Below are 13127 nucleotides of genomic sequence, written 5' to 3' on the forward strand. Positions count from 1 at the left end.
GCCGACAGGGCCGGCGCTGGCCCGGCCTCGACTCAGCGCCGGGCCGCCACCACCAGGTTCGGCGAGGTCCCGTCCGCAAAGCTTGCCCGCTGCAGATCGCCATAGATCTCGAGGTCGCCGAATCCGGCCTCACCCAGCGCCGCTTCCACCTCCGGCCGCTGCCATGGATAGAGCGGAACACTCTGCAACCGGTGTCCGGGCGGCCGCTGTGCCCAGTCGATCTCGAGGATATTAAAGCGCAGCAGGGGCTCGCCGAAATCGTAGAAGCGGATGAATTCGCGTTCTCCCTCGCGGCTGAGGCCGATCACCCGCCGCTGCCAGGCCAGAACAAGCGTGTAATTAATCAGCTGGAGAAGCAGATGGCCGCCGGGCGCCAGCAGACGGTGAAATCCGCTCAAGGCTGCGCTGAGCGCGCCGGCATCGAGCAGATGCGGCAGCGAATTGCCGAGGCATAGCACAAGATCATAGGGGGGGGCGACCGCCTGATCGAGGCGCTCCATGGCGGCCTCGACCCAGCGCACAGTCACCTTCTCCGCCGCGGCATGCCGGCGCGCTTGCGCCAGCATCTCCGGCGAGAGATCAGCGCCCGTCACCGCCACCCCCAGCTGCGCCAGGGCGATGGCGTGCAGTCCCGTGCCACAAGCGGCATCGAGGGCGCGCGAGAAACCGAAACGTTCCCGCCAGTGCGACAGCATCTCGCGTTCCCCCGGCAAGCGCGCGCCAAAACGCGTCATCGTGTCATACTGCACCGCCATCTCCCGGTAGAATGCGGCGGCATCGCGGCCGCTGACCCTATCCCTCGGCCTCCCCCGCCCGCTCCCGCTCCCACCCCGGGACGCACGCGTCGATACCGGCCCCGCACTTCGGCTCCCACCCGCCGGCTCTTTCTTCTCACCGCGGCTCACAGTCGCTCCTTTCCTGTTCCGTCAGACCTTGCAGAAATAGTTGCGGAAGAGATCCGTCTCCTCCTACAGGATCCAGACCGCAAAGCCTTTCTTGCCTACGGCCTCGAGCAGGTCATGCCGTTTGGTATCCTGGGTGATGGCCAGACTCATGGTTTACTCCTTCGCATAGCTGAGCAGGCGCTGGTCGCCGGTCAGCTGCCGTTTTCCGGTGAGGTCCTGCGTCACCTCCAGGGTGCCGAGATAGTCGCCCGCGGCATTGCGCAGAGCGAAATATTCGATATGAACGAATTTGCCGCCCACGGTGAGCCAGAAAGGAGCACGGCTCCGCCGGCCGCTGCGGAAATCGTCGAGGATTTGCTGCACGATATGCATCGATTTCGGGGGATGGCAGAGCTGCACCTTGCGGCCGATCACGGCGAGATTGCGCTCGAAGACCCGTTCGCGTCCCTCGGAGTAAAAGCGCACCGTATCCTCGGCGTCGACAAAGGTGATATCGAAGGGCAGGGTGCTCATCACCGCGGTGAGTTCCTCCAGCGAAAAACTTCCAGTGGGCAGCTGGATCCGTCCGGTGAGGGCGGTGCCCAAGGCCGTCGCGGCCCTCTCCGCCGTTCCTTCGGCCGCAAGGGACTCCGGGGCCGGCGTCCAGACGGCTGACGGGGCGAAGAGAGAGTAGCCGATCTCGGCCGAGCCTGCCTGGATCCGTGCCCACTCGCCCTCGGTGAAGCTGTCGAGGCACATCGGAAAGAGGATCTGCTCCTCCTTGTAGATCATCTCCGCGACCGCATCCGCCGCCGGCCGGAGCAGTAGATCGATGGAGTCGGCCAGGGCCTCCTGGTCCGTCCGCGTGAGGGCCTGCAGGGCCTCGCGGGCGGCCTTGAGCTTAGCGCGCGCCTCGTCATGCTTGCCCCACATCACCGTCGGCGGACCGGTGATCCCCTTCTGTTCGAGGATGGGAAAGAGGAGATACTCCTTGCGGCGGTAATGTTTGTCCACCTCGGCCAGGGCGTTGAAATGATCGGCTATCTCGTAGATGAGGTCGGTGGAGTAGCCCTCCGCTGCGCGGGCGAAGAGCGCCTCCAGGGCCGCCATTTCCAGCTGGAGGGCGCGATTCTCCTGGATGAAGGTGTGCACCGGATGGCCCTCCGGCGCGGTCCGGGCGCCGCTGTCGTCGATCTGGCCCTTGAGCACCGCTCCGTGGATATCACAGAGCTTGAGGACCTCCTCGGTCGGCAGCCCCTCGGCGATCAGCTCCTGCTCGACCGCGACCACATCTTCATAGGGCACCTGGCCCATCAGGTCGGCGAGCTGCTGGCGCACGGCCTCGGGCGCCGCCCCCTTGTGCAGTTGCAGGATCATATGTTTGAGCAGTTGCTTGCGCTGCCGGTCGTTGGCGATCAATTCATTCATGAGGTACTCCTTTTAGTGGTTCGTTCGGATGATGGATGAGGGATTCCGGCTGTCCGGGCGCTGCCGGCGCGGGCCCGGGTACTGACGGCGGCGTCTGGCCGCGGAAATGGTTGTATACTGGACGGTTGATGTTGCGGATATGCTGACGATACTCCTCGGTCGAGATCGAGCTGTGCCAGCGGCCGGCAAGACGGGCGGCGCCAATGCCGGCCGCGAAGAGCAGGAGCAGAACGAGGGGATACCAGCGACGCGGCAAAATCCCCCCCCGTTCCGTAACCGACAGTTGCAGGGTCTCCCTGACAGGGCAGGCGTCGACACATTGCAGGCAGCCGTTGCATTCGTCGGACCAGACCGTGCGGGCCTTGTCGACCTTGATGTCGGCCGGGCAAACCCGGGTGCATTTGCCGCAATCGATGCAGCTTTCGGCCTTGCGATGGATCTTGAGCGGGCTCAACCCGCTCAGCAGTCCCAGCAGGGCGCCATAAGGGCAGAGGTAGCGGCACCAGAAGTGACGCACCAGGATGGAGAGCAGCACCAGCGCGGCGAGCACCTTGAGGGTGACGGCCGAGGCGTGCGCGAAAAAAAGATACATCTTGATATCCGCGGCGCGGTTGTAGGGGGTGTCGAGAAAAGCCGCCAGGGCGTTCGTGTCCATACCCCAAAAGATAGCATAGGCGAAAAAGCCGAGGAGGAGGTACTTCACCCCGCGCAAAGGATAGTCGAGCCATCGCGGCAGCCGGCGGGGACGGCCGAAGATCCAGAGATGGATCCTGCCCAGATACTCCGAAAGCAGGCCGAAGGGGCAGACCCAGCCGCAAAAGCCCTTCTTTAGGACCACCGCCGTGGCGGCAATGATCAGCAGCAGCACCAGACTGGCGGGGTGGATGGTCGTAAAGTGGCCGGTCAGCAACCAATACTTGAGGCTGATCAGGGCGCTGATCGGGAGAAAGGCCTCAACGCCGGGAGGACGGGTGACGGTGATTGGCCCGGTGCCGCCGGCCTGGTGGACGAAGCGGACGAACTGCACGCCAATCCAGAGGATGAGCAAGAGAAAGCCCCACTGAACGATGCGGCGGATGCGCTGAGGTGACAACGGCCTGCTTTTCATATTATGATTTCACGGCTTCAGTCGAGTGCAAATCAGTCAGGCGGAATCCGTCCTGACAGACCCGCTCGGCCAGGTCGGCGAGGGTTGTGGCGCTGAAAAGCTGCTCCAGATTAGAGCGCAGCCCGCTCCATTGATCGTGTATGGGGCAGGGATGATCGTCGTCGCAGTGATCCAGACCGATCATGCAGCCGTTGAAGATTCGGTTGCCGTCGATCGCCAGAACGATCTCTTTCAAAGAGATCGCAGCGGCCGGCCGCGCCAGGGTTACGCCGCCGTTGGGCCCCTTGAACGAAGCCATGATGCGCGCTTGCGTCAGCAACTGGAGAATCTTGGTGAGAAAATGGAAGGAGATCTCCAGCGCGGATGCAATCTCGCGGATGGGCACAAAGGCACGATCGGCTTGCAGCGCTATATACAACGAGGCGCGGATGGCATGGTCGCAGCTCCTGGAGAGGATCATAGTTGGTCCGCCTTATTATAAGATAAAAGAGTATTATGTCTTAAATATAACACAAGTATTGAAAGGATGCAAGCATTTTTTGGCCCGGCCGGATCCGATCGGGCTGAGAGGGGACGGCCGCGGAAGGCGGCCGGGTAGGCGTGGGTGCGCGCGAAAGGGTGCGGGCGTGGGAGACTGCCCGGCGGGCTGCCGCTCACGCCGACGCGAAATCGATCACCGACTGACGGTAGGCGGCCGGATTGCCGATGTCATACCGCCGTCCTCTGACCAAACAGCCGACAAAACCCTCCTCCTGGCGCAGCCGGTCCAGGCACGAGGTGAGCTGGAACTCACCCCGCTCGCGCAGGTTCAGCCGGATGTTTTCCTCGAGATAGGCAAAGATTTTGGGGTCGAGAACGTACTGGCCAAAGACCGTCAGGAATTCATCCTCGCCCATGCCTTCCATATGGAGATGCTGGCGGGCATACTCGGGCGTAGGCTTTTCGTAAAACTCGGTGATGGAGAGCGAGACGTGTGCTTCCTTCCATACCCCGGTCATGCAGCCGAAATGACCCACCTCGGCGCCGGGATTGATCTTGGCACCGACGACGCTGACGCCGACTCGTTCGTAGAGATCGAGCAGCTGGCGGGAGCACGATTTTTCGACCTCCGAGGCATAGAGGTGATCTCCGAGCAGCAGTAAAAAGGGCTCGTCGCCCACCCAGTCATGGGCGCAGTAGACGGCATGACCAAAACCCTCCTGCACATCCTGGGTGAGAAAGGTGATGCGGTTGCCGATCTCCATCAGGTAGCGGCTGTACTCCTGATCCTCGTGAGAGAGCTTGTTAAAGTTCTCGATCGGCGGCGGCGTGCAAAAGATCTCCTCGAAGAGCTCGCGGTCCTGGCTCTGAACGATAATGCCGACCTGCTCGACACCGGCGGCGAGGGCCTCCTCGACGATTGCCAGAATCACCGGCTTGGCGCGCCCCTGGCGGTCAATAATCGGGAAAAGCTCCTTCTTGACCGCCTTGGTGGCCGGGAAGAGCCGGGTCCCGAAACCGGCGGCGGGGATGACTGCCTTGCGCACGCGCCGGCCCGCCTTGAGCACGAGCTTGAGGCAGGACATCCCCATCTCCTTCTCGATCAATTCGATGGCGCGCGCCTGGCTCTTTTCGTCACGGCAGATGAATTGGGCCGAGCCGTCGCCCTGCGAGCCGACGCCTTTGCCGCCATAGATGTAGGGCTGCAGCTTGTCCCAGCTCAGGAGCTGGTGCAGCACCGGCGCGGTAAGCTGCGAGGGGCAAGCGGGCTGGAGATGGCGGTCGAATTCGGCCTGGGCCTCGGTCATGCAGGCGCCGATGCGGGCCGCATCGCCGGAGGTGAGGGCCTCTCCAGCCGCGGCGACGATGCGCTCGTTGATCGGCCCGAGATAGGCTTGAACCTGGCGCTGCTCCTCGTTCTCCGCGAAGGGGTAACAGTGGTTGAGCTGGTTGAGGATCTCGCGCGTGTCCTTGCTGGCATGGAGATCAACGATGATGAAGTGAAGATCGTTCGGCACCGAGATCTCCTCGACATCCATGCGGTCGCCGTCAAAGGTCATCAGGATAGGGCGGTTGCCATAGGCGCAGCCCTGGTCCAGGCGTCCGCAGCGGGAGGGGGTGGTGATTTCGCCGAAGTAGGCCAGTTCCATCTCGCCCCGGATGGTCAACTTGAGGTCATAGACGCGGTTGAAGGCGCGGGCCACCAGAACGCAGACAGCGGCGCTGGAGGAGAGCCCTTTCTTGACCGGCAGATCGGTGAGAAAATTGTCGATTTCGAGCCCGCGCACCCGATGCTTGGTCATGATCTGATAGGCGACTCCAGCGGCGTAGCTGAAAAAGCCGCCCTTCTCGGCCTCGGCCAGAAGGGCGTCGCGTTCCATGGCGACCTCATAAGGGCCCTGCCGGGTGCCGTCGCCGAGGGTGGCGCGAAAGATGAATTTGCTCGGATGGGGTTTGACGTTGGCATGAAGGCCCTGATTTGTGCCGGCGATGATGGCATAGCCCTTGGTAATGGCGGCGTTGATCCGGCGATACCCGCCCGCCCAGTCACTGTGTTCGCCGAACAAACAGATGCGCCCCGGCACAAAAAGCTTCATTGTTGTATCTCCAATAGGTTAAGAGAGCAGAGTGCTTCTAAGGCTGTACAAGCAAACCTTTTCTCACGGAGCCAAAGAGGCACAAGGAATACGATCTTGGATAATCACTTTTTCTCTTGATGTCTTTGTGCCTCCGTGAGAAGCCTGTATGGAAAAAATGTCAGAATCCACGCTGGCGGCGGGCCTCGAAAAAGAGCAGCGCGGCCGCCACCGAGACATTGAGGGAGTTCACTTTGCCGCTGAGCGGGATGCGGGCAATGAAATCGCACTCTTCGCGGACCAAACGGCGCAGCCCTTTGCCTTCGCTGCCGAGCACCAGGCCGGCCGGCCCTTTGAGATCCAACTCGGTATAGAGTATATCCCCTTCCTCGTCGGTGCCGGCGAACCAGAGGCCGCGCTCTTTCAAATCGTCCATGACGCGGCTGAGGTTGGTGACGCGGGCGACGGCGACGTGGGCAGCCGCGCCGGCTGAAGCCTTGAACACCGCGGCGGTCATCGGGGCGGCGTTGTCTTTGGGGATAATCACCCCGTGCACGCCGGCGCCATCAGCGCTGCGCAGGATCGCCCCGAAGTTATGCGGGTCCTGGATGCAGTCGAGGACGGCAATCAGGGGCGGCTCGTTACGCTGCTCAGCGCGCGCCAGGATCTCGTCGACCTCGACGTAATCGGGAAGAAGGATGCGCGCGGCCACCCCCTGATGATGGTCGCTGCCGGCGGCCCGGCTCAGCTCGGGACGCGCCACCGTTTCAAATGGAATCCGGCGGCTGGCGGCGAGCTTTTCGATCTCCTGCAGGGCGGCACCGCTCAATTCGCGCGAGAAGAGCAGCTTCTCGGCGGGGTAGCCGGCGCGCAGCCACTCGAGCACCGGGTTGCGGCCGTAGATATAGGCTAACATTGCATGCTTCTCCGGAACGTATCGGTTTTCCGCCTCTGTCGGGGCGGTCATCGCCGGCGCGGCGTCCCTACTTGGTCTTCATCTCGAAAACCCCGTCCCACTCAGCGCCCACCGGATTCTCCTTGAACCAGGCACAACGTTCGATGTAGGTCTGACTCGGCCCGTCCTCGGGATGGGCGGCCAGGGCGCGCTCGAAGGCGGCGATCGCCGCGTCCCACTGCTGCGCGCGGTAGAGCGCCAGCCCCTCTTCATAGAGCGGCACCGCCTTCCGGACACGGGCGTCAACCTCGGCCGCGGCGCCGCCGAGCAGCTCGTAGACCCGCACCGGCTGGTTCTTGCCCTTGACGCGCAGCAGGTCGAGTTCGCGCAGCGGGAATTCCCCGTTCAGAAGTTCCTTGGTGAACTCGCTGATCATGATGCTGGTCCCGTAGGCCTTGTTGGCCCCTTCGAGGCGGGAGGCGAGGTTGACCGAATCGCCGATCACGGTATAGTCGAAGCGCTCCTTGCCGCCGATGTTGCCGGCGATCATCGGCCCGGAGTTGATGCCCATGCGCACATGAAACTCGGGTTTGTTCTCCGAACGCCAGCGTTGCCGCAGCCCGACCAGTTTCTTCTGCATCTCGAGCGCGGCGAGGCAGGCCCGGCGGGCGTGGTCTTTCATCTCGACCGGCACACCGTAAACCGCCATAATCGCATCCCCCTCATATTTGTCGAGGTAGCCCTGATACTTGAAGACCACCTCGGTCATCGCGGTTAGATAATCGTTGAGCTGTGCGACCAGGGTTTCGGGCGAGAGGTTCTCCGAGACGGTGGTGAAATTCTTGATGTCCGAGAAAAAGGCGGTGGCCATCCGTTTCTCGCCCCCGAGCTTGAGCATGTCCGGCCGCTTGAGCAGCTCGTCGACCACCGAGGCGGTGATATAGTGCTGGAACATATTCTTGATGAAGCGCTTGTTGCGCTCCTCGTCAATAAAGCGATAGAGGATGACGAAGAGATAGGCGATGACGATGGCCATCACCGGGCGCACCAATTCGAGCCAGAAGGCCTGCTCGGCGAACCAGTGGCGGCCGAGCAGGGCGTAGCCGGTGATGATCAGGGCGCCGGCGAGACCGCCCAGGACCGGTTTGAGCAGCACGGTGAGGAAAGCGACCAGCAGGGCCAGCCCGATCAGGGTGAGAACCGTATACAGCAGACTCTGTTTTTCGATATACTGATGCTGGAGAATGTTGTAGAGGACGTTGGCGTGTACCTCGACGCCGGGAAAGGAATCCTGGAAAGGGACCGGTCGGATATCCGAGAGCCCCGCCGCCGAGGTTCCGACCAGGATGATCTTGTCCTGGAAGGTCTCCTGCGGCACCCGCTGCATCAGCACGTCGTAATAAGAGATATAGCGGAAGGTCTGGAAGGTGCCCTGGTAGCTGATGAGCATGCGGCCCGCCTTATCGATGGGGATGCGCATGGCCGCTTTGCCGGCCGGGGCGATGGTGATGGCCTTGCCGGGGATCACCGTGAGATCTTCGGGTCGCGCTCCCATCATGCCCATGGTCATGGCCAAGGTGAGGGCGCAATAGTGGCGGCCGGCGAAACCGATGAACATCGGCATGGTGCGGATGACGCTGTCGTTATCGGGCGAAAAGTTGGCAAAGCCGATGCCGGCGGCGGCGTTGTAGAGGGGAACCAGGCGGCCGTCCATGCGGTCGGCGCTGCGGATGCCGGGCAGGGTGCCGGCATGGAGCTGCAGCGCGAGGCGCCCGGCCTCGAGTCCCGCGGGCGGTTCTTTCATAGGGTAGAGAAAGGCGTCGGGATTGGCGCTGGAGAAGGCCATGGCGTGATAGACCATGCCGGCGCGAGCGGTGGCGGCGACCAGGGCGGAGTCCATCGCCGCGTCACGGTCGGGTTCCATGAAGAGGACGTCAAAGCCGATGGCGCGGGCGCCGCCACCGGCGATATAATCGATGAGGCGGGCATGGTAGTCGCGCGGCCACTGATCGAAGCGGCCCAGTTTTTCGAGGCTGCGGTCGTCGATGTCGACGACGATGATATCCTCGATGGTCGCGCCCTGGCGCCGCTCCCAGAGGGTCTTGAGGCGGCCGAGGTAACGCCAGTCGAGGGACTTGGCCTCGAAGGCGTCGAAGAGCCGGGGCTCGACGGCATACGTGAGCAGCAGCACCAGCAGGGCGGCGAGAAGTCCGAGGGCACCGCCGGCGAGCGAGCGGCGCAAGAGTGAGCTGTGCATGCGAGGGCCTCCTGGTCAACGATCCCTATATGGTACCGACAATATAGACATCCTGGCGAAAAGATGCAAGGGCCAAGCAGGCGACGCCTCGCGCCCATCCGGGCAGCCAGCCATCGCGGCTGCAGCGCCATCTTGCGCCGACCCCCACCAAGAAATTTCCTTGCTAAAGTTTTTGGAAATGAATACTTTGATATCACAAATCAGAGGAGAACCACCATGCACCTCAAACTGCTCCCCCTCTTTGGCCTCTTCTTCCTGCTCGGCTCGACTGTCAGTCTGGCGGCGACCTTCAGCCGGGAGAACATCACCAGCGCCAAACTCGACAATGGCCTCAAGATCCTCCTCTTTGAGGATCACGCCATTCCCAATATCGCCTATTTCACCTTTTTCCGCGTCGGCTCGCGCAACGAGCGGCCGGGGCTGACCGGCGTCTCCCATTTCATCGAGCACATGATGTTCAACGGCACAGCCCAGACCGGTCCGGGTCAGCTCGACAAGATCATGGAGTTCAACGGCGGCTCCAACAATGCCTACACCAGCGATGACCTGACCGCCTATACCGACTGGTTTCCCGCCGCGGCCCTCGAGAAGATGATGGCCATCGAGGCCGACCGCATGCAAGGCCTCACCTTCGATCCCGAGGTGCTCGAATCAGAACGCGGCGTGGTCGCCTCCGAGCGCCGCATGGGCGTCGAAAATGACAATGCCAGCCTGCTCGATGAGACCGTCCGCGCCACCGCCATTATGGCCCATCCCTACCACTGGTCGGTGATCGGCTGGATGAGCGATATCCAGAACTGGCGCCGTGACGAGATCATTGCTTATTATCGCACCTATTACGCCCCCAACAATGCGGTGCTGGTGGTGGTCGGCGATTTCAGGACGGCCGAGATCCTGCCGATGATCAAAAAGTACTACGATAAGATCCCGGCCAGTCCCGCTCCGGCGGCGGTGACCACGACCGAGCCGGAACAAATCGGTGCGCGCCGGGTGACGCTGCACAAGCAGGCCCAGTCGCCCAACTTCCAGATGTCCTGGCATGCACCGGCCTGCCTCGATGAGGCGTTTCCGGCGATGCGCATTCTGGAAATCACCCTGCTGCACGGCGAGAGCAGCCGCCTCTACCGCAGCCTGGTGAGCGACCGTCAGCTCGCAATCGATGTTCACGGCGGTATGCAGGAGAGCGTCGATCCTCTGCTTTTCAGTATCTATGTCGATCCGCGCCAGGAGGCCGATCTCGACACGATCGAGGCGGCCATTGATGCCGAGATCGCGAAGATTGCCGCCGCGGGGATCAGCGAGGCGGAACTGACCAAGGCGCGCAACACCATCCGCACCGATTTTTACCGTCCACAGCAGAGTATCAGCGGCAAGGCTAATATCCTCGGTACGGCCGAGCTGCTCTTCGGCGGTTGGGAACAGCTTTTCTCCTGGCCCGAGCGCTTCGATACGGTGACCGTCGCTCAGGTCCAGAACGCGGCGAAAAGGTGGCTTGGACCCTTGAAGAAGACCACCGGGGTACTGGTTCCGGAACAGGGAGGTGCTGAATGAAACCGACGTTGATTCTGACCGGACTGATGGTCGCCGCCCTGGCGCTGCAGGCGGGGGCCTTCGAACTGCCCAAGCCGCAAAAATTCACCCTCGCCAACGGCCTCACCGTCTATCACCTGGCCCAGCACGATCTGCCGCTGGTCAGCTTCCGCCTGATCATTTCGGGCGCAGGCAACTGCGCTGTGAGTGCGGAGCAGGAGGGGTTGGCGGATCTGACCGCCGAGCTGCTGCTGAAGGGAACCAGGAGCAAATCCGCAGCCGAGCTTGCCGAGGCGATCGACTTCATCGGCGCCGAACTGGATACCCGCGCCCGCGCCGAGTACGCCGAGATGAGCGGCAGCGCCCTGAGTGGAAATCTGCCCACGCTGATGGCGCTGGCGGGCGAGTGCCTCCTGCAGCCGGCCTTCGCCGCCAGCGAGTTCAAGTTGGAGCAGGGCCGGCGCATCGATGACCTGGTAGCCATCAAGGATAATCCCCAGGAGGCGGTCCGGTATTACTTCCAGAAAGCCTGGTTCGGGGCGCATCCCCTCGGACGGCTGAGCATCGGCAACGAGAGCGCTCTGGCTGCCATGACCCCGGAAGCGCCCGCCGCCTTTTACCGCGCCCATTATCACCCCAATATGGCGGTGATGGCGGTGGTGGGTGACATCCGGCTCGAGGACCTCAAAGCCCTCGTGAGAAAGCATTTCGGCGGCTGGAAGGCCGCCTCGGGCGCCACTGCAGCGGCCAGCCTGCCTGCGCTTCCTCCGCGCGGTCAGAGCCGGTACCTGCTCATCGACAAACCCGATGCCACCCAGGCCTATTTCATGCTGGGCGCCCCCGGCCTGCCGATGGGCGATCCCCGGATTCCCGCCGCGACGGTGATGAACACCCTCTTCGGCGGGCGCTTCACCTCCTGGCTGGTCACCGAGCTGCGGGTCAAACGCGGCCTCACCTACGGCGCCCGCGCCACCCTCCAGTCCTGGAATCATCTCGGCCTCTATTCCATCAGTTCGTATACGCGCAACGAAAAAATCGGCGAGATGTTGCAGGTGACCTTCGACCTCATCAACAAGGCGCGGCAGGAGGGATTCAGCGACGAAGAGATCACCAGCGGCCGCAACTACATCCTTGGTCAGTTTCCGCCCAGCCTCGAAAGCCAGATGGCCAAGGCGCAGGCCTACACCGACCTGCACTTCTACGGACTTGGCAGCGACTATTACACCCGCTTCCTGCAGTCGATCGCGACAGTGCAGCCCGACCAGTCCAGGGAGATGGCGCAAACGCTGATGCCCGCCGATCCGGTCGTCCTGGTTGTGGTTGGCAAGGCTGCGGAGATCCGCGCCCAACTTGAGAAATTCGCCTCATTCGAGGTGCGCTCCATCGAGGAGGCGGGATTCTGATTGGGCCTCACACTGAGGCGCAGTGCCACGGAGAGAGGAAGGGTCCGGGTCCACTGCATACTCTGATCTCCGCGCCACTAAAAGTGCTTGACGCACCCTGTACCGCCTGTTTTGGAAACCATGGAGGCCATTATGAAAAAGTTGATCTGTATGATGCTCTTCTTTTCCCTGTCCGCCTGGGCGCAGGAGACCGCCCCGGCGGGTGCCGCGGCGGCGGATACCGCCAAGCCGGCGCCCCCCTGGACGCACAAGCTGGTCGGCTCCTTGCTCGGCAACCAGGTCTCTTTCACCGACTGGAAGCAGGGCGGTGAGGATGCTATCGCCTGGAATCTGCTGCTCGACGGCAAGTCGGCCTTGGAGGCGGGGAAGAACAACTGGAGCACCTCCTATATTCTTGGGTTCGGCAATACCAAGCTCGGTTCCAAGAGCACCCGCAAGACCGATGACCGCTTCGAGGTGCAGAGTATCTACACCCGTAAATACAACTTGTTCGTCAATCCCTATGTAGCGGCGACCTTCAAGACCCAGTTCGCCCCGGGCTATAGCTACGACGCCAAGGATGTGCGCACCCAGGTTTCACGCAGCTTTGATCCGGCCTACCTGACGCAGACGGTCGGCATCGGCTGGCAGACCCTGCCGCAGGTCAAGATCCGTCTCGGCGCCGGCTTGCGCGAGACCCTGGCCAGCAATTACGCCGCGATCTATACCGATGACAAGAAGACGAAAGACAAGCTCGAGAAATCGGTGGTCCAGGGCGGCGCCGAGTCGGCGGTCAATGTGGACTGGAAGCTTTCGCAGAACCTCCTGCTCACCTCTCTGATCGAGAGCTTTACGGGGTTCACGGATTTCAGTCACCCAATGCTGCGGACCAATACCGCGCTGGCCGCCAAGGTCAGCAAGTATGTCACGGCGATGTTCAACGTGCTGACGATCAACGAACCGCGGGTCTCGCCACGCGCTCAGGTCAAGCAGGCGGTCTCGCTGGGGTTGAACTATACCTTTTTTTAGCGGCTGAGCCGGCCCTTTCCGGCGCCCCACACTCTGGTTCCCACCCGGCGGGCCCTCGC

General features: G+C 62.5%; 10 protein-coding genes and 1 pseudogene. 3 read left to right on the forward strand and 8 right to left on the reverse strand.

Annotation, left to right across the window (positions count from 1 at the left end):
• Positions 1-32: 32 nt before the first annotated feature.
• From PLH32_07280 to PLH32_07315, 8 genes and pseudogenes are all read right to left on the reverse strand, one after another.
• Positions 33-749: a class I SAM-dependent methyltransferase gene (locus tag PLH32_07280; protein HQJ64400.1), complete on the reverse strand. Its 717-nt coding sequence runs from the start codon at positions 747-749 to the stop codon at positions 33-35.
• 309 nt (positions 750-1058) lie between these two features.
• Positions 1059-2312 (reverse strand): DUF438 domain-containing protein, encoded by a 1254-nt coding sequence (locus PLH32_07285; protein ID HQJ64401.1) that lies wholly within the window; start codon positions 2310-2312, stop codon positions 1059-1061.
• On the reverse strand, positions 2305-3420 hold the full coding sequence (locus tag PLH32_07290) for a 4Fe-4S binding protein (GenBank protein HQJ64402.1): 1116 nt from the start codon (positions 3418-3420) through the stop codon (positions 2305-2307). The genes PLH32_07285 and PLH32_07290 overlap by 8 nt, the downstream gene beginning before the upstream one ends.
• Position 3421: 1 nt before the next feature.
• The gene (locus tag PLH32_07295) at positions 3422-3880 is read right to left on the reverse strand and encodes an Rrf2 family transcriptional regulator (protein HQJ64403.1); all 459 of its coding nucleotides are present in this window, start codon (positions 3878-3880) and stop codon (positions 3422-3424) included.
• A gap of 193 nt (positions 3881-4073) precedes the next feature.
• Positions 4074-4985 (reverse strand): UTP--glucose-1-phosphate uridylyltransferase, encoded by a 912-nt coding sequence (locus tag PLH32_07300; protein HQJ64404.1) that lies wholly within the window; start codon positions 4983-4985, stop codon positions 4074-4076.
• Between the two features lie 516 nt (positions 4986-5501).
• A pseudogene (locus tag PLH32_07305) lies at positions 5502-5702 on the reverse strand (GHMP kinase).
• Positions 5703-6156: 454 nt separating this feature from the next.
• The gene (gene rlmB / locus PLH32_07310) at positions 6157-6891 is read right to left on the reverse strand and encodes a 23S rRNA (guanosine(2251)-2'-O)-methyltransferase RlmB (GenBank protein ID HQJ64405.1); all 735 of its coding nucleotides are present in this window, start codon (positions 6889-6891) and stop codon (positions 6157-6159) included.
• Between the two features lie 67 nt (positions 6892-6958).
• Complete coding sequence (locus PLH32_07315; GenBank protein HQJ64406.1) at positions 6959-9127, reverse strand: CHASE2 domain-containing protein; 2169 nt, start codon at positions 9125-9127, stop codon at positions 6959-6961.
• Between the two features lie 216 nt (positions 9128-9343).
• On the opposite strand from PLH32_07315, the gene PLH32_07320 reads away from it, so the two are divergent.
• The 3 genes from PLH32_07320 (at position 9344) to PLH32_07330 (ending at position 13068) form a co-directional block, all read left to right on the forward strand.
• Positions 9344-10678 (forward strand): pitrilysin family protein, encoded by a 1335-nt coding sequence (locus PLH32_07320; protein ID HQJ64407.1) that lies wholly within the window; start codon positions 9344-9346, stop codon positions 10676-10678.
• A complete protein-coding gene (locus tag PLH32_07325) occupies positions 10675-12060 on the forward strand; it encodes a pitrilysin family protein (protein ID HQJ64408.1) in 1386 nt (461 codons plus the stop codon). Before PLH32_07320 ends, PLH32_07325 begins: the two co-directional genes overlap by 4 nt.
• A 132-nt stretch (positions 12061-12192) precedes the next feature.
• A complete protein-coding gene (locus tag PLH32_07330; protein HQJ64409.1) occupies positions 12193-13068 on the forward strand; it encodes a DUF3078 domain-containing protein in 876 nt (291 codons plus the stop codon).
• Positions 13069-13127 lie beyond the last annotated feature (59 nt).

The organism is bacterium, from assembly GCA_035419245.1.
In the GTDB taxonomy this organism is placed as follows: domain Bacteria; phylum Zhuqueibacterota; class Zhuqueibacteria; order Residuimicrobiales; family Residuimicrobiaceae; genus JAKPUX01.

What these genes read in the sequence shown, in the direction of transcription:
- PLH32_07330 (HQJ64409.1), top strand. Translation starts at nt 12,193, where the DNA reads ATGAAAAAGTTGATCTGTATGATGCTCTTCTTTTCCCTGTCCGCCTGG.
- PLH32_07320 (HQJ64407.1), top strand. Translation starts at nt 9,344, where the DNA reads ATGCACCTCAAACTGCTCCCCCTCTTTGGCCTCTTCTTCCTGCTCGGC.
- PLH32_07325 (HQJ64408.1), top strand. Translation starts at nt 10,675, where the DNA reads ATGAAACCGACGTTGATTCTGACCGGACTGATGGTCGCCGCCCTGGCG.
- PLH32_07290 (HQJ64402.1), bottom strand. Translation starts at nt 3,420, where the DNA reads ATGAAAAGCAGGCCGTTGTCACCTCAGCGCATCCGCCGCATCGTTCAG.
- PLH32_07300 (HQJ64404.1), bottom strand. Translation starts at nt 4,985, where the DNA reads ATGTCCTGCCTCAAGCTCGTGCTCAAGGCGGGCCGGCGCGTGCGCAAG.
- PLH32_07315 (HQJ64406.1), bottom strand. Translation starts at nt 9,127, where the DNA reads ATGCACAGCTCACTCTTGCGCCGCTCGCTCGCCGGCGGTGCCCTCGGA.
- PLH32_07295 (HQJ64403.1), bottom strand. Translation starts at nt 3,880, where the DNA reads ATGATCCTCTCCAGGAGCTGCGACCATGCCATCCGCGCCTCGTTGTAT.
- rlmB (HQJ64405.1), bottom strand. Translation starts at nt 6,891, where the DNA reads ATGTTAGCCTATATCTACGGCCGCAACCCGGTGCTCGAGTGGCTGCGC.
- PLH32_07285 (HQJ64401.1), bottom strand. Translation starts at nt 2,312, where the DNA reads ATGAATGAATTGATCGCCAACGACCGGCAGCGCAAGCAACTGCTCAAA.